Here is a 19,617-nt window from a genome sequence, read left to right as displayed (position 1 = left end):
CCGTCCGCACGTATCGGGGGAATGCTTCGTCGCGAATGGAAGGCGTGTGTCTATGGCCGTGTGGCGTCGATGGGTGTTGCCCATCCTCTTGGTGATCGTCTTCGGCGCAATCGCCGCGGCACTCGTGAAGATGGCCTTCTTCCCTGATACCGCGACAGCATCGGCCGATCCGGGAGGGCAGATCGCCGAGCCCGTTGTTCCCGTCGTGCGCCAGAGCGTGATCGACGAACTGACCCTTGAGGGAACGATCGCACGCGACGAAGCCGTGACGGTGCGCTCTGAGATCGACGGAACCGTCAGCGAGGTCAAGGTCGCGCCGGGCCAGACGGTGACGGCCGGTCAGGTGTTGATGACGATCAAGCAGTCCTACCCCGTCAAGACGATCGACGTGCTGGCCCCAGAAGCCGGCGAGGTGACCGCCGTCGCGGTGGTCAAAGGCCAGGCGACGAGCATCGGAGGCGAGATCGCGACGCTCAGCCCCGCCCGTTATCACGTGCAGAGCACCATCGAGCCGGTGCAGCTGTATCGACTGCTGAACGCCCCGACCGAGGGGGAAGTGACGATCCAGGGCGGCCCCGCGCCGTTTGCGTGCACGGGGCTATCGGTCCAGGTGTCCGAGGAGGGCACGACGAGCATCACGTGCGCCGTACCGGCCGATCAGACGGTGTTTGCCGGGCTTCGGACCGAGCTGTCCATCCAGGTAGCCACGGTCGATGATGCGCTCGTGGTGCCGGTCACGGCAGTGCGCGGCGGAGCCGGTACGGGGCTGGTGTGGGTGGATGCCGGCACCGGCGATCCCCTCGAGGAAAGGGAAGTCGGACTCGGAGTCAGCGATGGCACCGTCGTCGAGGTCGTCTCGGGACTGACCGAGGGCGAGCAGGTGCGCCAGTTCGTCCCCGGTCTCGCGGCCCCGAACGAGCCGGTCTGTTACGACGACGGCATGGGTGGTCAGTTCTGCGAGGATCCGGGGTGGAGCTGGTGAGTCTTGTCATACTCGAAGGTGTGACCAAGCAGGTCACACTCCCCGACGAGTCGACGCTCGACATCCTGCGCGGGGTTGACCTTGCCGTCTCGGCAGGAGATCACGTCGCGATCGTCGGACGCAGCGGCTCGGGCAAGTCCACGCTGCTGAACATCCTGGGCCTGCTCGATCTGCCGACCTCGGGAACAGCCGAGTTTCGAGGCACGCCGGTCGCCGGCATCCGACGCGGGCGGCTCGACCGGATGCGGGGGCGCGATGTCGGCTTCGTCTTTCAGCAGTTTCACCTGCTTGCCGGTCGCACAGCGCTCGAGAACGTCGAGATGCCGCTCGGATACGCGAGCGGCAAGCAGTTCTGGCGCCGCCGGGAGCTTGCCTCGGCGATGCTCGACCGTGTGGGCCTGGCACACCGGCTCGACGCGCCTCCCGAGCGCCTGTCGGGTGGCGAGCAGCAGCGCGTTGCGATAGCGCGCGCCCTCGTGCGTCGTCCGGCTCTCATCCTCGCCGACGAACCGACGGGGGCACTGGATGTCGAGACCGGTGCCGCAGTGATGGCGCTGCTCGATGACATCGCGACCGAAAGCGCCGCCGCGCTCGTGACGATCACCCACGACCTTCACGTTGCCGCTCGTGCACGACGGCACCTGCGACTGGCCGACGGCGTGCTCTCCCCCGTCGAGCTCGATCGGGCGTTCGCTGACACCGCGCTCGGGGCGGTGTCAGCATGAGCGGGTTTGTCGGCGCACTCCTGGAGGCGTGGGCGGAACTGCGCCATCACAAGCTGCGAGTCCTGCTGAGTCTGATCGGTATCGCCGTCTCGGTTGCCGCGCTGACCGCGGTCGTCGCACTGGGCGAGTATCAGCGGCAGGCCGCAGCGGAACAGTCAGACCGATACGGCGGTCGCGTCGCCACGATCTCGGTATCGGCATCCGCCACCGACGGGGGTCCCATGAATTGGGACAGCTTCGACGAGGACGTCTCCGGCGCTGCCGCACGGTTCAATCTGTCCTCGATCTCGCGGCTGGCGGCATCCGTGACCCTGCAGGTACAGACTCCCGAGTGGGTCAGACCCGTCACAACGATGCTGGTGGACCCCGCCTACCCCGTCATCCATCGATCGACAGTTGCCGAGGGCCGCTGGTTCGTGCCGGGTGACGAGGGACTGCTGGCGCCGCCCGTCGTGGTCAGCTACCCCCTGTGGACAGCGTTGGGAGCTCCGCCGCTCACGACGCATCCGACGATCGAGGTGGTTGGCGCCGCGGGAGGCACGTTCCCCATCGTCGGCGTCGCGCCGCGCGAGGGCGAGTGGGACCAGAACAAGCAGATCTGGATGCTCTATGACGGATACCGGGACCGTGTGGACTCGCTGCCCGCCGATACCGGGGTCACCTGGGAGCTGTGGGTGCCCGAAGAGATCGTTCCGACTGTCGGTGCACTGCTGGCGTCGGATGTCCGTGCTGCGGCCGGGGATGCGGTACAGGTGTCGGTCACCCGCACCGACTGGGGTTCACGTCCCGATGCGCAAGCGTCCGCGGCGATGTTCGAACTCGTCACCGGTTCGATAGCCGTCCTGATCCTCGTGCTCGGCGGGCTGGGGCTCGTCAACATCCAGCTCGTGGCGATGCGTCAGCGCATCCGGGAGATCGGGGTTCGCCGCAGCTTCGGAGCCACCGCCGGCCGGATCTTCACGGCGGTCCTTCTCGAGAGCGTCGTCGCCACCGCGGTTGCCGGTGTCGTCGGGATCGTGCTGGCGGTGGCCATCATGCGCACACCCATGGTGCTCGCCATGTTCGGCGCTCTGCAGGATGTGCCACCCTTCCCTGTTCGTGCCGCGATCACCGGGCTGATCGCATCTGTGGCGATCGGCGCGCTGGCGGGATTCCTGCCCGCGCTCGTGGCGGTGCGCTCACGCGTCATCGACACCCTGCGCGTGTGACCACTCAGCCCGAACACGGCTGCGCGATTCTAGGATCAAGGCATGGCCGGTTTTTGGGGACGACGCAAGCGTGAACAGGCCGAGACGGCGCAACAGGATGCTGACCTCGCGCGCCGCGCGCAAAGCTCGCTCGTCGCGGCTGACGAACACATCCGCCTTGCCGTCGACGAGGTCTCGTTCGCCGAAGCCGAACTCGGACCGAACGCCGTCGACGACTTGCGCGCCGCACTCGACTCGGTGCAGACCCACATGCAAGAGGCCTTCCACCTGCACCAGCTCAACCATGACGAGATTCCCGATAGCGCCGACGAACTGCGCACTCGCAACACCCGCATCATCCAGCTGTGCGACTGGGCAGAAGACCTCCTCGAAGACCGGATGGCGGCGTTGGCCGAGCCGATCGAGCGGGCGCGTCGAGCGCCGGAGATCATCGCCCGGGTCCGCGCTGACGCTGCCCGTGTCCGGGAACGCATCCCGCACGCCCGTGAGACCGTCGAACGGCTTGCCACCAGGTACTCCACACGCGCGTTGGAAGGTGTGGGCGCCAATCCCGCGGAGGCCGAACAGCTCCTGAGCTTTGCCGAACACAGCGCGGGAGTCGCTGAGCGTCGGCGGGAAGCCGGGCAGCGGGAGCAGGCTAATCTCGCGATGGAAGCTGCCACCGAAGCGGCTCGTCGCGCCGAGACCTTGGTCGATGCCGTCGAAACATTCGAGGTCGAGGCCCTCCGGGCTGAAGCGACGCTCGGCGCGATCGTGGAGGACTCGCGTGGGGATCTGATCGCGGCGCGTACCGCGCCGCAGGTTCCTGCCGTCATCGAGGCGATGTCAGCACTGCAGGCTGCCCTTTCTGCTCTTCCCGCCGCCGGCGTGAACACCGATCCGTTCGAGCACTTGACCCGGATGCGGGAAGCGAACGCGGCACTCGATGCGGCAGTGGCAGCGGCGCTCGAACGCGCATCCCGACCGATCCCGGAGCTGGGCCATGTGCGAAACGCGATCGATGACGCTGACCGCCAGCTCGCGGTAGCCCGAGACGTCATCGCTGGACACCGGGGCTGGATCGGTGCTGACGCGCGCACGCGCCTTGCCGAAGCCGAGCGCGTCCGGGCAGACCTGGACCGCCTCGTCGGAGGCTCCGCCGCGACCGTCCCCACCATCCCCGAGGACGATCGCGAGCAGGCCATGGAGTTCGCCCGCCGCTCGGCCCAGCTGGCAGGTGACGCGTTGCGGTATGCCCAGCGCGACATCGACGCATCCCGTCCCGCGGCGGGACCGCCGCCGCAATGGGGCGGCCCCATGGAGGGCTTCGGGCGCCGCACCGGCGGCGGTTCGGACCTGGTCGGAGGAATCCTCGGGGGCCTGGTGATCGGCAGCATCCTCGACGGGATCTTCGACTGAGAGAACGGATGCCGCGAGCTGTTCGGCTCACGGCATCCGTTCTCGATCTCGCGGCAGCGCCGCGAGCACTCAGCTCACGAGGGCTGCCGGGCTCGCCTCTGTCGTGAGGGAGATCACACCGTAGTCCCAGCCCTTGCGGCGGTAGACAACGCTGGGGTGATCGGTTGCGGCATTGATGAACAAGAAGAAGTCGTGGCCGACCAGTTCCATCCGGTCGACCGCCTCCTCGACAGTCATCCACTCAGCCTCGAACTCCTTCGTGCGGATGACGACGGGCGTGTATGCCTCGTCGTCCTCACCGTCGACGATCGGCACTTCGCCGGTCGCCACACGCCGGAGCACGTCTGCCGATGCGGGCTGGATGTCGATCCCGTCGAGCTCGCCGCGCTCCTTGTCGAAACTCGCCTTACGGGGGTGGTTTCGGGCGTCCACCCTCTTGTCTTTGGCGCGGCGCAACTGCTCGCACAGCTTGTCGACAGCCATGTCGAGCGCCGTGAACTTGTCGGCATCGGTTGCCTCAGCCCGCACCAGCGGACCCTTGCCGGTGAGCGTGAGCTCGACGGTGTGGTCTTCGACCCGACCCGTGCGGTAGGTGCGGTGAGTGACCTTGACATCGATGCGCTGCGCACGGGGTGCGAGGTGTTCGATCCGGACGAGTTTCTCTTCGACGACCGAGCGGAAGCGATCGGTGATACCGACTCCCACGCCGACGATGTTCGTGTCCATCTTGACCTCCTTGTTTCCGGTCCGCCCGGTTCCAAGGGCGGACCATCAGTCGCCTTGTCACCCCCACGTTAGACCCTGGTCACCTGCCTGTCACGCACGACTTCCGCTGTGTCCGCATACTCGCAGGAACCCCAGCGAGGGCACATTCTCCCGGCGCTCAGCGACTCCGAGAACGCCACATCGGGACTACCATTGCCCCGGTTATCCCTGCGTGTCACGTGACCACAGCAGCGGAGTGGACGCCACTGTGACAGCTCCGATAACCGTCGCCCCTGCCGCACGCAACGCATCGGTCGCCGCCCGCAGGGTCGCGCCGGTCGTCACGACATCATCGATGAGGACGACGGGCCGCAAAGGCACCGAGCGCACGGCGAACATGCCCTGGGTGTTGCGTTCCCGCGCCGCCCGACCCAGTGCCCGTTGATCGACGCCGGAGCCGACGCTCCGGAGGGCGGGGAGGCAGTGAAGCCCAGCCTCCCTGACGATGAGCTCGACGACGCCGTAGCCGCGGCGGCGCAGGGCAGCCGACGACGACGGGATCGCAACCGGGATGACCGCACCGGCCGCGATGGCAGGCACCAATCCCCCGGCCACGGTATTCGTCCCCTCCATCGCTCCGCGCAGCGCGGCCCCGAGTGGGCGAGCGAGCCCGGTCCGCCCCTCGGCTTTGAGCGAGCGCATGACACCGACGACGGGCCCGACGTAGTCCATCGCGCTGACCACCGCGAACTCCCCGAGCGTCCGGTGCCTCACACCGCCACTGCGCAACGCACGCTCGCACTGCTCACACAGCGGGGAGTCAGGCTGGCCGCATCCAGCGCAGTCGACCGGGATCAGCCACGAGAGCGCTTGCACTGCTGCATCGCGCACCCGTGCCGCGGCACTCGGGGAGGCAGAGGTTGGCACCGTCCCAGCGTGCGCCGGAATGCTCTTCGCAACAGAGGTCCGCAGCGATACCCCGAAAGACCGGGCGGACACGAAAGCTCGGGAGGAGCCGACGGGTCACCGCTGCGGCGTGCCCTGCTGCACTGCGAGGAGCAAGATCCCCTCCGCGGTCTGCAGCCAGTTCGCGCCGCGGCGCACGTACAGCCCACCCTCCTCCGAACGGAGGCGAACGCTCGACGTGGCGGTCGCAACCGTCGAGATCGAAACGCCGGCGGGACCGGAAACCGTTGCGGAAGCGCCCCCGACGACCTGTTCGACGAGGTTGGTCTCGGTTCCTGATCGCACGACGACAGCGACGGTGACGTCATCCGTCCACGCCATCGACACGGCCTCGCCCTCGATGCTGCCCGCAATGATCGGCTCACCCAATCGCGCGGGGACTCCATCGTTGTTTCGGATGACGCCCGACAGCCACAGCTCGGTGCGATCACCAACGCGCACGACGCCTGCCATGCGCGTACCGTCTCGGGAGATCGACACGGCCTGCACGTCGGCGGCGCCGGCTGCCGCCCACGGCTGCGAGAGAAGCGGGGACTCGACGCCGGGACCGAAAGCGGTGAGAGCTGCCGGTGAACGGGCAGGAATACTCCAGACGAAGCCCCGGGCGTCGATCACGGGATCTCGAAGCCCGCTGCGGGTGTCGACGACCACGACATCGTCGGTGGCTTCAGCACGAGCGACCGAACCGTCCGCTGAGCGGACCGCTGCGCTCTCCTGATCAGGCCCCACCTGCACGGCAACCGGGTTGCTTCGTGCGACGGCGTCCGAGAGCCCGGGAATCGCCGTGATCGCGGTGCCCGAGAGGAAACCGAAGCCTTGGTCGGTCATCACCAGCGGGCCGCCGGTGACCGCGGTCGACCGGGTCGGTACCGGAGTGGCGGCGATCGGGACGCCGTCGACGGTCAATTGCACCTCAGTGATCCCGGCGGTGGCAAGGCTCGCTTCTAGCTGCGTTGCCATGCGGTCGATCGTGAGCTGGGGCAGCGCAAGGGCCTCGGGCGACAGCTCCACCTGGGCAGTTCCTGCGCTCTGCGGCACTGACGAGTAGACGGAGGTCACGTCATCAGTGAAAGCAGTGGATACTGCCCCGGTAAGCCAGTCACTCGGCTGCTCGTCGACCAGCGCCGTGGTGATGCGGACGGCAGCGGATGTCGTCGGGAACCATCTCTCATCGGGAACGAGATACGTCCACGACGGGTCGAAGTACATCACCGAGTAGCGATGGAAAACTGTCCCGAACACGCTCTCGTCCAGGACGATGCCGTCGGGAGCCTTCGAGATTCGCCACTGGCCCGCTATCTCGACCAGTTCGAAAGCGAGAGTCGCGGTGCCGCCGAGGGTCGGCTCGTAGCGGCCGGTCTCATCGACACTGGCCACGGGAGCGAGAGTGACTCTGACCGTGTCATCGACCGCCGGCTGCGCAACGATCTGCCCCGCAGGGACGATCGCGACTCCGGCTGAGGGGTCCCACGAGGACTGGATCGAGGGTGCAAGAAAGGAGCGAGCGGCCTGCCAGTCATTGCTCGAGCCCGATCCGGCAAGCAGGAAACCCTCGACGATCTCCTCCGGAGTCGCTCCGGGCTGGGCTTCTTCCGGGAAGAAGCGCACCTCGGGGCCGGTCAGCACCTCATCGACGGGCCGACCGGCAGTGACCGGTCCACTGACGGGTAATCCCGCGCAGGCCGAGAGCACGAGGATGCCGGCCAGTGCCAGCACGCTTGCGATGAGCCGCCTCATGATTGAGCTCCCGGTGCTCGGTCGCCGCCGGGGATCGTCGATATCGGCTGGGTGTGCTCGAAGGCGTCGAGCGTGTTCTCGTCGCCGGGGTCGAGCGGAATGGGCGAGTCCAGCGGGAGCGCTGCGAGTCCCGTGCGGTGCGCGCCGCGCGGGAGCGTGAGCACGAAGTGCGCCCCGCGGCCCGGCTCCGACCACACGGCGAGGTCTCCCCCGTGGAGCTTGGCATCGCCGAGTGAGATCGCCAGGCCGAGGCCCGTTCCACCCAGGGTGCGCTTGCGGGACGGATCGGCGCGCCAAAAGCGGTCGAACACGCGTGCGGCATCCTCGGCGGCGATACCCATGCCGAAGTCTCGCACTCCGACAGCGACGGCTTGCTGGTTGCTGTCCACGGTGACCACGACCGGCTTGCCCTCGCCGTGCTCGATCGCGTTCCCGATGAGGTTGCGAAGGACGCGGCGCACCCGCCGGGGGTCCAGATCCACGGGCGAGTATCCGCCGGGGGCAACCAGGCGCAGATCTGTATCGTGCTGGTGGGCGACCTGCTCCATCGAGGCGATCACGTCCTCTGCCACGTGGGCAAGGCTCGTCGGTTCGAGTTCGAGCTGCACCGATCCCGCGTCATATCGGCTGATCTCCAAGAGGTCGCTGAGGAGAACCTCGAAGCGCTCGACCTGAGCAGCAAGCAACTCGGCGGCGCGCGCTGTTGCCGGGTCGAAATCATCGCGCCGGTCGTTCAACATGTCGGCGGCGAGCCGGATCGTGGTCAGCGGGGTTCGCAGCTCGTGCGAGACGTCCGAGACGAATCGCTGCTGCACCAGCGACAGATCAGCGAGCTCCTTGATCTGAGATTCAATGCTGTCGGCCATGGCGTTGAAGGACTCACCGAGCGTTGCGAGCTCATCCTCGCCGCGAACGGGTAGCCGGACCCCCAGCTCCCCCGCTGCGAGTTTCGCGCTGGTCTGTGCAGCTTCACCGATGGGGGCCGTAACCGAGCGGAGCACGAACCATGCGATGCCGCCGATGAGCAAGACCAGCGCGACGCCGACGACCCACAGCGTTGCCTGAACGAATCGGAGCGTCTGATCCGCCCCTTCCAGTCCGTAGGCGTAGTAGACCTCGAAGGTGCCGACCTGTGGGAAGATCAGCTGCTGCCCGACGACGATGCCGGGCGTCCCCGAAGCATCGAGGGCTACCGATTGCCACCACTGCTGATTGGCGTCGGCCCGCACCTTCTCGCGCAGTCCCTCGGAGATGATCGCCGTGTCGAACTCGCCGACGCGGTACGCCTGCGCAGCTGCCGAGGGCGCCCCCACGCGAAACGTCGCGATCATGTCGGTCGAGGACTGCTGCTGCAGGGCAGTGCGCAGCCCGAGCCAAACGCGCTGGATCTGTGCCGGATCGCCCTGGGTGTCGGCGCCGTCAAGAACGGTCTGTGCAGATGCCGTCGCACGAAGTGCCTGTTCGGTGACTTCGTCGCGGCGAGACGCGAACAGGTCATCCTGGATGGCCAGAGCAGTCCACGTCACGGCGATCAGGATCGCGAAGGCCGTGAGCACGATCGTCACCGAGAGCGTGCGAAATCGCAATGACCGTCGCCACAGGTGAACGAGGTTGTCGGGCCACGCCCGCCAGTTGCGCCGCCAGATCAGCGGGCGAAACGACGGCTCGGCGGCCCCTCGGGCGCCCACTGCCTCACCTCACGCGACCGCTGCCCGCGGCCTGATCGTCGACGACCCTCACTCCACAGCACCGGCCCGGTAGCCCACACCGCGCACTGTCGTCACGATGCGGGGGTTGTCGGGGTCGAGTTCGACCTTGGCGCGCAGCCGCTGCACGTGCACGTTGACCAGGCGCGTGTCGGCCTTGTAGTGGTAACCCCAGACCTGCTCCAGCAGCATCTCCCGTGAGAACACCTGTTGCGGCTTGGAGGCAAGCGCGACAAGCAGTTCGAACTCAAGGGGCGTGAGCGAGATCACCTCGTCACCGCGTCGCACTTCATGGCCCGCGACATCGATCGTCAGGTTCCCGATTCGCAGCGTCTCCTGTGACGGATGCCCGCCGGGGCGCAGTCGTGTGCGGATGCGGGCCACGAGCTCTTTCGGATTGAACGGCTTGACAATGTAGTCGTCGGCACCCGATTCCAGTCCGCGCACGACATCGGCGGTGTCGGTGCGTGCCGTCAGCATGATGATCGGGATGCCCGACTCGGAGCGGATCGCCGTGCAGATCTCGATGCCGTCGCGACCGGGAAGCATCAGATCGAGCAGGATCAAGTCAGGGCGTTCCGCGCGCCAGGTCTCGACGGCGGCGTTTCCGTCAGCGCAGAAGACCGTGTCGAATCCTTCCGTGCGCAGCACGATCCCGATCATCTCCGCCAGGGCGGTGTCATCGTCGACCACCAGGATGCGTGAGTTCATCGCGCCTTCGTTCCTTGCGTCCAGCCTGCGCACTGGCGGCAGGCAGCCGCGTGTGCTTCCCCCGAGAGTAGTCGACTCCACCTGTGCGCACGCCGTTGATTCGCGCGCGTCGGCACCGGCTCGCGCGTCGGCGGCACGCAGGACGGGCACGAGCGGCTCCGCTTCCCGTGTGACACGATGGAACTCACGACGATTCCAGCCTGTAGGAGGAACCCGTGACCGCGTACCCGTCTTGGACGCCTGCGCCGCGGCCTGGAATCATCCCGCTGCAACCGCTGACGTTCGGCACGATTCTGGGCCGCTCGTTCTCGGCGCTGCGACACAACCCGAAGGTGCTGCTCGGGTTCGCGATGGTCGTGCAGACCATCGCCTACCTCGTGGTCACCATCGCCATCTCGGGCGTCGCGTTCGCGAGCTTCTCGCGGCTCGACACCGTGCCTGCCGGCACCGACGAGTGGGATGCCGTCCTGACGGGATCGATTACACTCACCGCGCTGTCGGGTCTCGTACTCGGTCTACTTGCGGGCGCCGTGGGTGTGCTCGTGCAGGCCGTGGTCATCTCCGACGTTTTGCATGCTGCGGTGGCCGAGAAGATGACGCTGCGGATGCTGTGGCAGCGCGTGCGGCCCGTGGCCTGGCGTCTGGTCGGCTACACGATCCTCCTCTCGCTCGCGATCGGTGTGATCGTGGTCATCGTCGGCGGTCTGATCGCCGTCCTGGCTGTCGCCGTTCCCGCCGCCGCGATCATCCTCGGGATCCTCGTGGTCCTCGCCGCGATCCCCCTGAGCCTCTGGCTCGCCGTGAAGCTGCTGCTTGTTCCGGCGGTCCTGATCGTGGAGCACACGAGCCTGGGCGCGGCTTTGGCGCGCTCGTGGCGGCTGTCGCGGGGCCGATTCTGGGTCATCCTGGGCATCCTGGTGCTCGTCTCGCTCGTCTTCGGCGCCGTGGCGCAGGTCGTCAGCATCCCGTTCTCATTCCTCGCCTCCGCACTGACGACAGTGATAGCGCCCACGGGTGATGAGAGCGCAGCGGCGATCATCGGCATCGTCGCAACCCTCGGTCTCACGCAGATCGTGACGCTTCTCATCCAGTCCGTCGCCGTCATCGTGCAGTCCACTGCCGCGGGGCTCGTCTACATCGACTGCCGGATGCGGCATGAGGGGCTCGACCTCGACCTGCTCGAGTACGTGGATCGCAGAGATGCGGGAGAGGCGGGCCTCCCCGACCCGTACGTCGTCCACATCGGCCGCACCGTGCAGCCGCGGTGGCCCGCGGCGTACCCGCAACCGGCGCCATTCGCCCCGCCACCGGGCTACACCCTGGCTCCCCCACCTGCAGCCGAGCCGACACCCGCGCGGACGGCACCCGTCACGCCACCCGCTGACCCGTCGTCATCGACGCCTCCCACCGGTCCTGATGACGACCGGACGACGTGGGCGATGCCTCGGTGATCTCAGAGATCCCCCTCATCCCGGACGGGGAACAGGCTCGCGACTGGGCGGTGCAGGAACTCGCAGACCCGGTCTATCAGGCGGCACAGCCGACGTGGTTCGACCGAGCGGCACAGGCGGCGCGGGATGCCCTCGCTTCCCTGTTCTCACCTGATGTCGCGCCGGAGTGGGCAGCGATCCTCGCGCTCGTCGCCGCCGTCATAGCCATCGCGGTCATCGTCATCGCGATTCTCGTGTGGGGGGTCCCCCGACGGGCATCCTCGCGACGAGCCCGCACCGGTGAGCTGTTCGGCGACGTCGACTTTCGAACCGCCGACGGACTGCGGACGGCAGCTGAGGCTGCCCGCAGCCGTCGGGACTGGGACGCGGCGATCGTGCTGCGCTTCCGGGCAGCAGCCCGCGGCCTGGACGAACGGGGATTGATCGAGCTCGCCCCCGGCACGACAGCCCGACAGTTCGCGGTGCGCGCCGACGCCCTGGCAGCGCCGGCGAGCGCTGCGGTCCGGGATGCCGCCACCGTCTTCGAGGACGTCCGCTATCTTCAGCGGCCCGGGACCGACGCCGGGTACGAGGTGGTGGCTGCTGCCGACACCGTGCTGGCCCGGCTCACGCCCGGGCACGCCGAACCTGCGGAGGTGCACGCGTCGTGAGCGTCGATCTCGGCGGGCACCGCGGCGCGAAGACCGTCGCCCCGACCACCAGCACCCGCCGCGGCTCGGCGGTCGGATGGATCGCCATCGTCGCAGGCCTCATCGCTGTCGGCATCGTGGGTGCGAGCATCGTCGGCGGCAGCGAATGGAACCAGCGCGAGTCGCTCGATCCCGAGTCCGCAGCTCCGACGGGCACCCGGGCGCTGGCACGCATCCTGGCCGATCAAGGCGTCGACGTGCGCATCGTCCGCTCGCACGAGCAAGCCGCCGCGGCGCTGCGTGAGACCGCGGCAACGCTCGTGCTTCCGGATGCACCCGCGCTCTCCGACGAGGCGATCTCCGCCCTCACCGCACCCGCGACAGACGTCGTCCTCATCGACCCGCGCTCGCGCACCCTGCGCCTGATCGCCGACGGGGCGAACGCCGTCGGCGTCGCCGATGATGCGCTCGTGCAACCGCAGTGCTCCGTGCCAGAGGCACGGCGCGCCGGAGCGATCCGTCCGCGAACGGTCTTCGTCGGTACGGATGCCGCCCAGTGCTATCCGGCAGCAGGAGGCTATGCGCTCCTGGTGCGCGAGACCATCCGCCCCGACGCGCCGGGTACGCAGCGCGTGTCTGCCGTCGACGGCGCCGCGCTGTTCACGAACGAACATCTGGCACAGGACGGCAATGCAGCCCTCGCGCTGGGCCTGATGGGCAGGAATGCGACGCTTGTCTGGTACGTCCCATCCGTGGGCGATACCAATCTCGATCCGGTGAATCCGTCCCTCGGCGAACTCACTCCCCCATGGGTCAGCCCCGTGATCGTCCTGGCGCTGGCGGCTGCAGTCGCGGCGGCGCTGTGGCGCGGCATCCGTTTTGGACCGCTTGTCGGGGAGCGACTGCCGGTGACCGTGCGCGGCGAGGAGACGACGCGGGGCCGAGCGCACCTGTACGCGCGATCCGGCGACACCGCGCATGCCGCATCCCTGCTGCGCCATGGTGCACGCGTGCGGATCGCGCGGTTGCTCGGCCTGTCAGGGTCGTCGTCGGCAACAGAAGTCGCCGACGCGCTCGCGAGGGCCTCGGTGTCGTCGCGGGAGGATGCGCGAAACATCCTGGACGGCGCCCCGCCGACATCGCGGCGCGACCTTGACAAGCTCTACGACCGGTTGCGCAGACTCGAAGCTGCAGCGCGCGCGGCACTTCACCCCGAAAGGAACGCCCCATGACGACTCCCGACCCGGCGCCGACGACTGCCGACAATGCCGTTCCCGACGCCTCCGGCCGTAGCGACTCCGTCCCCGGCGACGACGACGCCCGCGCCGCCGTCGGGCGCGTTCGTACCGAGATCGGCAAAGCTGTCGTCGGTCAGGATGCCGCCATCACGGGGCTTCTGATCGCGCTGCTGGCCCGCGGACACGTCCTGGTCGAGGGCGTACCAGGTGTCGCCAAAACGCTGCTGGTACGAGCGTTCAGCCGCGCGCTCGGCCTGGAGACCAAGCGCGTGCAGTTCACTCCCGACCTCATGCCCGGCGATGTGTCGGGCTCGCTCATCTACGACGCTCGGTCGGGTGAGTTCGAGTTTCGCGAGGGCCCGGTCTTCACCCACATCCTGCTGGCCGACGAGATCAACCGCACACCGCCGAAGACTCAGGCTGCCCTCCTGGAGGCGATGGAAGAACGCCAGGTATCCACCGACGGCGTGACCCGCCCGCTCCCCGATCCGTTCCTCGTCGCCGCGACCCAGAACCCGATCGAACACGAGGGGACCTACACGCTCCCCGAAGCTCAGCTCGACCGGTTCCTCCTGAAGCTCATCGTCGACATGCCCGCACACGATGCGGAGGTCACGGTGCTCCGCCGCCACGCCGACGGCTTCTCTCCCCGGGACCTGGATGAGGCCGGGGTGCGGACCGTCGTCACTGCGGCAGACCTGCGGGCGGCCCAGGCGGCGGTGCGGGAGGTGTCCGCCACGGATGACGTCCTGGGTTACATCGTCGATCTTGCGCAGGCCACGAGGCAGAGCCCCTCAGTGCAGCTGGGGGCGAGCCCACGCGCCGCCACGGCGCTTCTGGCGACGGCGAAAGCATGGGCGTGGCTCGGCGGCTCACCGGCTATCACCCCCGACCACGTCCAGACGATGCTCCTGCCAACGTGGCGGCACCGCCTCCGGCTTCGTCCGGATGCTGAGCTCGAAGGGGTCTCCGTCGAAGCGCTGCTCCAGAGCATTCTGCAGCAAACCCGCGTCCCCCTGTGAGCCCCGCATGTATGTGACCGGTCGTTACCCGCTTCTGGTGGGTGCCGGCGCTGTTCCCGTCATCCTCGGCTCCGTCGGCGGAATTCCCGCCTGGGCAGGTGCTGCGGCCTGGCTCGGACTCTGCCTGCTGCTGCTGGGCATCGATGTGCTGGCCGCCCCCAATCCGCGTCAGGTGAGCATCACCCGCGCTGGACCGACGAAGGTGCTGCGTGACCAAGCAACCCAGGTCACGGCGACTGTCGTCAACACGGGTACGCGAGCCCTTCGCATCCGTGTTCGGGATGCCTGGCAGCCGACCGCGGGCGCCGCCACCGGAACGGCGGTGATACGGATCGAGCCGGGCGCGTCGGGCCGCGTGATCACGTCGCTGCTGCCTCGTCGGCGTGGAGAGCTGCGTAGCGCCGGACTCGCGGTACGCTCAGCGGGGCCTCTCGGGATCGCGGGTCGCAGCACACTCATCGCGGTTCCGGGAAGCATCCGGGTTCTGCCACCGTTCACCTCGCGGCGTCACCTGCCCTCTCGTCTCGCGCGGCTGCGCGAGCTCGACGGGAACACCAGCGTCCAGGTGCGCGGACAGGGCACCGAGTTCGACTCGCTGCGCGAGTACGTACGCGGCGACGATGTGCGCTCGATCGACTGGCGCGCCACGGCCCGGGCCAGCGCAACAATGCTTCGCACGTGGCGTCCCGAGCGCGACCGCCACATCGTCATCATCATCGACACCGGTCGTACCGCCGCGACGCGCGTCGATGACGGCGTGAGACTGGATGCCGCGATGGAGGCAGCCCTCCTCCTCTCGGCCCTCGCAGCGCAAGCGGGAGATCACGTCCACCTGGTGATGTTCGACCGGGCGGTGCGTGCCCGCGTGACCGGCCGCGACGGCGCGGCTCTGCTGCCCGCCCTCGTGGACGCCATGGTCGCCGTGGATGCCGGTCTCATCGACACCGACTGGGACGCCGCTTTCGCACAGGCCCGCCTGCTGACCACCCGACCGTCGATGATCGTCGTGCTCGCGGCGCACGATGATCCCGAGGCTTCGCGCGGTTTCCTCGGTGCGCTCCCCCTCATTCCCGCCCACACGCACGTGCTCGTTGCCGCAGCACAGCCCGAGCCGACCGAGGCACCCCAATCCGACGCGTTCGAAGCCGCAGCGCGGGAACGGGCCCGCTGGGATGCCGACCGAATGGTGACGGCGCTCTCCCGGGCAGGAGTCGACGCACTGTCGGCATCCGCCGAGGACCTGCCCCCGCGCGTTGCCGACCGCTACCTCGCACTCAAGGCACTCGGTCGGCTCTGAGCACGCCGCCCAGGGGCCCAGATCGCGACCGGACCCGGTGAAAAGGGGCTGATTTCGCCCCGATGGGGCGAGTCGTTCGCCTGTGAGTCGCCTGAGAGCGCTAGGTTTCGGCCGAATGAAAGGAGCCAGAAATGGCTGACACCACTTCCGCCCCCGGCACCGCGACGAAGCTCATTGCCGAGGCCCTGGGAACGTTCCTGCTCGTGTTCGGTTCGATCGGCACCGCCCTGTTCGCCGCAAACTTCGGGGCGAGCCAGAACGGTACCTCGCTCGGCGTCGGCTTCCTCGGCGTCTCCCTCGCTTTCGGTCTGACCCTGATGGCAGGCATCTACACGTGGGGCCCGATTTCGGGCGGCCACTTCAACCCGGCGGTCACGTTCGGCCTCGCCGCTGCCGGACGCTTCGCGTGGAAAGACGTACCCGGCTACCTCATCGCCCAGATCATCGGTGGCGCCGTCGGCACGACGCTCATCGTGCTCATCGGACTGTTCGGTCCTGACGGGTGGCTCAGTGCTGCTCAGGACAGTGGCTTCGCGAGCAACGGCTACGGTGCGGCATCCCCGGGCGGATTCGGCCTCGGCGCAGCCATCGTCGCCGAGATCCTGCTCACCGCGATCTTCCTGCTCGTGATCCTTGGCGTGACGCACCCCCAGCGCAATGCCGAGAAGTTCGCCGGGCTGGTCATCGGCTTCACGCTCACGATGATCCACCTCGTCTCGATCCCGATCGACAACACCTCCGTGAACCCGGCCCGCTCGATCGCGACGGCGATCTACGGTGGCGGCGAGGCGCTCGCCCAGCTGTGGGTCTTCATCGTGTTCCCCCTGGTCGGAGGGCTCCTGGCCGGATTCGCGCACCGCGCACTGTTCGAGCGCAAGCCGCTGCCTCCGGTTCAGGCAGAAGCCCGCGTCAGCTGACGACGCATCCGGCACAACAGAAGCGGCCCGCCTCCGAGGAGACGGGCCGCTTCGGTGTGGATGCCGAGACTGAGGCTCAGACCAGGTCGAACCGATCGAGCTCGGTGACCTTGCCCCACGCCTTCACGAAGTCGCGCACGAACTGCTCATTCGCGTCATCGCTCGCGTAGACCTCGGCGATCGCCCGCAGCTCGGAGTTGGATCCGAACAGTAGGTCGACCCGGGTGCCGCGACCGACGAGCTCGCCCGAGCCGTCCTTCGTTCCCTCGAACGCGTGCTGGCCGGGGTCGAGCGAGCGCCAGGTGGTGCCGAGGTCGAGCAGGTTCACGAAGAAGTCGTTCGTGAGCACGCCCGGGCGCTCCGTCCACACGCCGTACGCCGATCCGTCGTAGTTGCCGGCGACAACGCGCAATCCGCCGAGAAGCACCGTCATTTCCGGGGCGGTGAGGGTCAGCAGGTTCGCCTTGTCGATGAGCAGGTGCTCTTCGGGCAGACCGGATGCCGCAGCGACGGGGCCGAGGTAGTTCCGGAAGCCATCGGCAGCCGGCTCCAGGTACTGCATCGACTCGACATCCGTCTGCTCCTGTGACGCGTCGGTCCGTCCCGGGTGGAACGTCACGGCGGCCTCGACACCGGCATCCTTCGCCGCCTTCTCGACACCGGCGTTACCCGCCAGCACGATGAGGTCAGCCAGCGATACCTTCTTGCCACCTGAGGCTGACGCGTCGAAGTCCGCCTTGATGCCCTCGAGCACGCCGATCACCTTCGCGACCTGCGCGGGGTTGTTGACCTCGAAGTCCTTCTGCGGTGCCAGGCGAAGACGAGCGCCGTTCACGCCACCGCGCTTGTCGCTGCCGCGGAAAGTGGATGCCGCAGCCCACGTCGTCTGCACGAGCTCGGCGACGGTGAGGCCCGACTCGAGGATGCGCTGCTTGAGGAGCGCAGCATCGGCCTCATCGATGAGCGGGTGGTCAACCGGGGGCACCGGGTCCTGCCAGACGAGCTCTTCGGCGGGGACTTCGGGTCCCAGGTAACGCGCCTTGGGGCCCATGTCGCGGTGGGTCAGCTTGAACCAGGCGCGCGCGAACGCGTCAGCGAACGCTTCCGGGTCTTCGAGGAACCGGCGCGAGATCTTCTCATACTCGGGGTCGAACCGCAGCGCGAGGTCGCTCGTGAGCATCCGGGGCTCGCGACGCTTCGAGGGGTCGTGGGCAAGGGGAACCATGTCGGCACCGCCGCCGTTGACCGGACGCCACTGGTTGGCACCCGCGGGACTCTTCATGAGCTCCCACTCGTAGCCGAAGAGGATGTGGAAGAACTCGTTGTCCCAGCGGGTCGGGTGGTACGTCCAGGTGACCTCGAGACCACTGGTGATCTGGTCGTCGCCCTTGCCCGAGCCGAAGTTGTTCTTCCAGCCCAGACCCTGCATCTCGGGACCGGCGGCCTCGGGGTTGTTCTCGAGGTACGAGTCGGATGCCGCCCCGTGCGTCTTGCCGAAGGTGTGACCGCCGGCGATCAGGGCGACGGTTTCTTCGTCGTTCATCGCCATCCGCTTGAAGGTCTCCCGGATGTCGATGGCCGATGCCAACGGGTCGGGGTTGCCGTTCGGACCCTCGGGGTTGACGTAGATGAGTCCCATCTGCACCGCGGCGAGCGGGCGCTCGAGGTTGCGCTCGCCGGTGTAGCGCTCGTCGCCGAGCCAGGTGGTCTCGGGGCCCCAGTAGACGTCGTCATCCGGCTCCCACGCATCGATACGTCCACCGGCGAACCCGAACGTCTCGAAGCCCATGTTCTCGAGCGCGACGTTGCCGGCGAGGATCATGAGATCGCCCCACGACAGCGCGCGCCCGTACTTCTTCTTGACCGGCCACAGGATGCGGCGAGCCTTGTCGAGGCCGACGTTGTCGGGCCAGCTGTTCAGCGGCGCGAACCGCTGCTGGCCGGTGCCACCGCCGCCACGTCCGTCCATCACGCGGTAGGTGCCAGCGCTGTGCCAGGCCATACGGATCATGAGGGGCCCGTAGTTGCCGAAGTCAGCCGGCCACCAGTCCTGCGAGACCGTGATGGTCTGTTCGATGTCCTTCTTCACGGCGTCAAGATCGAGGGACTCGAACGCGGCCTTATAGTCGAAGTCACCGCCGTAGGGGTTCGCCTCCACGGGGTTCTTCGCGAGGATCTTGAGGTTCAGCTTGTTCGGCCACCACACTTGGTTGGCCGAACCGTTCGTGGGGTGGGGCTGCGCGTGGATGACGGGGCAGGCACCCTCGCCCGTGGCCTCGGCGATCTCCGCCTCGTCGGTGTCGGTGACGGTGACCGACTGCTCGATGTCATTGGGCTGTTCCCCCAGGGGAGTGACTGCCGGGTCGTTTTCGCTCATGATCGTCCTTCCGTGACGGTCGGGTTGTGGGTAGGTGATGAGGAGTCGGTCTCTGGCGCGGCGCACGCTGCGCACACGCCCCAGAATGTGATCTCGGCCTGGGCGAGTGCGAAGCCATGGGTTTGCGACGGATGCAGACACGGTGCTTCGCCGGTGACGCAGTCGACGTCTTCGACGCGCCCGCACGAGGTGCACACCAGGTGGTGATGGTTGTCGTCGATACGGACCTCGAACCGCATGGGCTGGCCGGCCGGCTGGATCCGGCGCACGAGGCCTGCCGCCTCGAAGTCGCTCAGCGCGTTATAGACGGATTGCAGGGTGGTGCCGGGAGCGCGGTGATCGACATCCGCGAAGATCGCATCGGCACTGGCGTGAGGGTGCTCCCGAAGAGCGTCGAGCACTGCCAGGCGCGCGCTCGTGACCCGGAGCCCCGCTGCGCGGATCACCGATTCGACCGGCTCGGGGCCGGCGATCCCCCGCGCATCCATCACACATCGACGCTAGCGCATTTTTGATCAGTTCAAAAGGAGCGTAGGTGATGGAACACG

General features: G+C 67.9%; 17 protein-coding genes. 10 read left to right on the top strand and 7 right to left on the bottom strand.

The annotated features are described in order from the left end of the window. Positions 1-52: 52 nt before the first annotated feature. The 4 genes from BGO47_RS10740 to BGO47_RS10725 are packed head-to-tail and all read left to right on the top strand — an operon-like array spanning position 53 to position 4,313. Complete coding sequence (locus BGO47_RS10740) at positions 53-982, top strand: biotin/lipoyl-binding protein (protein WP_292711786.1); 930 nt, start codon at positions 53-55, stop codon at positions 980-982. Next, positions 979-1,707: an ABC transporter ATP-binding protein gene (locus tag BGO47_RS10735; protein WP_292711784.1), complete on the top strand. Its 729-nt coding sequence runs from the start codon at positions 979-981 to the stop codon at positions 1,705-1,707. The genes BGO47_RS10740 and BGO47_RS10735 overlap by 4 nt, the downstream gene beginning before the upstream one ends. Next, positions 1,704-2,915: an ABC transporter permease gene (locus BGO47_RS10730; protein ID WP_292711783.1), complete on the top strand. Its 1,212-nt coding sequence runs from the start codon at positions 1,704-1,706 to the stop codon at positions 2,913-2,915. Before BGO47_RS10735 ends, BGO47_RS10730 begins: the two co-directional genes overlap by 4 nt. A 42-nt stretch (positions 2,916-2,957) precedes the next feature. Further along, a complete protein-coding gene (locus BGO47_RS10725; protein ID WP_292711781.1) occupies positions 2,958-4,313 on the top strand; it encodes a hypothetical protein in 1,356 nt (451 codons plus the stop codon). A 69-nt stretch (positions 4,314-4,382) separates the two neighbouring features. Here BGO47_RS10725 and raiA read toward each other — a convergent pair whose 3' ends face one another. The 5 genes from raiA to mtrA all read right to left on the bottom strand — a co-directional run bounded on the left by raiA (position 4,383) and on the right by mtrA (position 10,138). Beyond that, positions 4,383-5,039 carry a ribosome-associated translation inhibitor RaiA gene (raiA, locus tag BGO47_RS10720; RefSeq protein ID WP_292711779.1) on the bottom strand — a complete coding sequence of 219 codons (657 nt, stop codon included), beginning with the start codon at positions 5,037-5,039 and terminating at the stop codon, positions 4,383-4,385. A 201-nt stretch (positions 5,040-5,240) separates the two neighbouring features. Next, the gene (locus BGO47_RS10715; RefSeq protein WP_292711777.1) at positions 5,241-5,945 is read right to left on the bottom strand and encodes a phosphoribosyltransferase family protein; all 705 of its coding nucleotides are present in this window, start codon (positions 5,943-5,945) and stop codon (positions 5,241-5,243) included. Positions 5,946-6,041: 96 nt separating this feature from the next. Continuing rightward, on the bottom strand, positions 6,042-7,721 hold the full coding sequence (locus BGO47_RS10710) for an LpqB family beta-propeller domain-containing protein (protein ID WP_292711775.1): 1,680 nt from the start codon (positions 7,719-7,721) through the stop codon (positions 6,042-6,044). Continuing rightward, positions 7,718-9,409: an MtrAB system histidine kinase MtrB gene (mtrB, locus tag BGO47_RS10705; RefSeq protein ID WP_292711773.1), complete on the bottom strand. Its 1,692-nt coding sequence runs from the start codon at positions 9,407-9,409 to the stop codon at positions 7,718-7,720. The genes BGO47_RS10710 and mtrB overlap by 4 nt, the downstream gene beginning before the upstream one ends. A gap of 48 nt (positions 9,410-9,457) precedes the next feature. Beyond that, positions 9,458-10,138, bottom strand: a complete 681-nt coding sequence (gene mtrA / locus BGO47_RS10700; protein ID WP_292711772.1) for an MtrAB system response regulator MtrA — start codon at positions 10,136-10,138, stop codon at positions 9,458-9,460. 215 nt (positions 10,139-10,353) lie between these two features. Between mtrA and BGO47_RS10695 the strand changes: the two genes are divergently transcribed. The 6 genes from BGO47_RS10695 to aqpZ all read left to right on the top strand — a co-directional run bounded on the left by BGO47_RS10695 (position 10,354) and on the right by aqpZ (position 16,692). After that, positions 10,354-11,589: a hypothetical protein gene (locus tag BGO47_RS10695; RefSeq protein WP_292711770.1), complete on the top strand. Its 1,236-nt coding sequence runs from the start codon at positions 10,354-10,356 to the stop codon at positions 11,587-11,589. Continuing rightward, positions 11,586-12,239 (top strand): DUF4129 domain-containing protein, encoded by a 654-nt coding sequence (locus BGO47_RS10690; RefSeq protein ID WP_292711768.1) that lies wholly within the window; start codon positions 11,586-11,588, stop codon positions 12,237-12,239. Before BGO47_RS10695 ends, BGO47_RS10690 begins: the two co-directional genes overlap by 4 nt. Further along, positions 12,236-13,450: a DUF4350 domain-containing protein gene (locus BGO47_RS10685; protein WP_292711766.1), complete on the top strand. Its 1,215-nt coding sequence runs from the start codon at positions 12,236-12,238 to the stop codon at positions 13,448-13,450. Before BGO47_RS10690 ends, BGO47_RS10685 begins: the two co-directional genes overlap by 4 nt. Continuing rightward, positions 13,447-14,478, top strand: coding sequence for a MoxR family ATPase (locus BGO47_RS10680; protein ID WP_292711765.1), 1,032 nt, complete (start codon positions 13,447-13,449; stop codon positions 14,476-14,478). The genes BGO47_RS10685 and BGO47_RS10680 overlap by 4 nt, the downstream gene beginning before the upstream one ends. Before the next feature lie 7 nt (positions 14,479-14,485). Beyond that, positions 14,486-15,775, top strand: a complete 1,290-nt coding sequence (locus tag BGO47_RS10675) for a DUF58 domain-containing protein (RefSeq protein ID WP_292711763.1) — start codon at positions 14,486-14,488, stop codon at positions 15,773-15,775. 131 nt (positions 15,776-15,906) lie between these two features. Then, positions 15,907-16,692, top strand: coding sequence for an aquaporin Z (aqpZ, locus tag BGO47_RS10670; protein WP_292711761.1), 786 nt, complete (start codon positions 15,907-15,909; stop codon positions 16,690-16,692). Positions 16,693-16,768: 76 nt separating this feature from the next. On the opposite strand, the gene katG is transcribed toward aqpZ, so the two are convergent. Together katG and BGO47_RS10660 are read right to left on the bottom strand one after the other, a co-directional pair. Then, positions 16,769-19,069, bottom strand: a complete 2,301-nt coding sequence (gene katG, locus BGO47_RS10665; RefSeq protein WP_292711759.1) for a catalase/peroxidase HPI — start codon at positions 19,067-19,069, stop codon at positions 16,769-16,771. Further along, on the bottom strand, positions 19,066-19,557 hold the full coding sequence (locus BGO47_RS10660; RefSeq protein ID WP_292712147.1) for a Fur family transcriptional regulator: 492 nt from the start codon (positions 19,555-19,557) through the stop codon (positions 19,066-19,068). The genes katG and BGO47_RS10660 overlap by 4 nt, the downstream gene beginning before the upstream one ends. Positions 19,558-19,617: the final 60 nt, after the last annotated feature.

The organism is Microbacterium sp. 67-17, assembly GCF_001898325.1.
In the GTDB taxonomy this organism is placed as follows: Bacteria; Actinomycetota; Actinomycetes; order Actinomycetales; family Microbacteriaceae; genus Microbacterium; species Microbacterium schleiferi.
This window is presented reverse-complemented; position numbering and strand designations above follow the sequence as displayed.

Coding starts and splice junctions, on each gene's coding strand:
- mtrA (WP_292711772.1), bottom strand. CDS start 10,138: ATGAACTCACGCATCCTGGTGGTCGACGATGACACCGCCCTGGCGGAG.
- BGO47_RS10660 (WP_292712147.1), bottom strand. CDS start 19,557: ATGGATGCGCGGGGGATCGCCGGCCCCGAGCCGGTCGAATCGGTGATC.
- BGO47_RS10675 (WP_292711763.1), top strand. CDS start 14,486: ATGTATGTGACCGGTCGTTACCCGCTTCTGGTGGGTGCCGGCGCTGTT.
- BGO47_RS10680 (WP_292711765.1), top strand. CDS start 13,447: ATGACGACTCCCGACCCGGCGCCGACGACTGCCGACAATGCCGTTCCC.
- katG (WP_292711759.1), bottom strand. CDS start 19,069: ATGAGCGAAAACGACCCGGCAGTCACTCCCCTGGGGGAACAGCCCAAT.
- raiA (WP_292711779.1), bottom strand. CDS start 5,039: ATGGACACGAACATCGTCGGCGTGGGAGTCGGTATCACCGATCGCTTC.
- BGO47_RS10740 (WP_292711786.1), top strand. CDS start 53: ATGGCCGTGTGGCGTCGATGGGTGTTGCCCATCCTCTTGGTGATCGTC.
- BGO47_RS10725 (WP_292711781.1), top strand. CDS start 2,958: ATGGCCGGTTTTTGGGGACGACGCAAGCGTGAACAGGCCGAGACGGCG.
- BGO47_RS10730 (WP_292711783.1), top strand. CDS start 1,704: ATGAGCGGGTTTGTCGGCGCACTCCTGGAGGCGTGGGCGGAACTGCGC.
- BGO47_RS10710 (WP_292711775.1), bottom strand. CDS start 7,721: ATGAGGCGGCTCATCGCAAGCGTGCTGGCACTGGCCGGCATCCTCGTG.
- aqpZ (WP_292711761.1), top strand. CDS start 15,907: ATGGCTGACACCACTTCCGCCCCCGGCACCGCGACGAAGCTCATTGCC.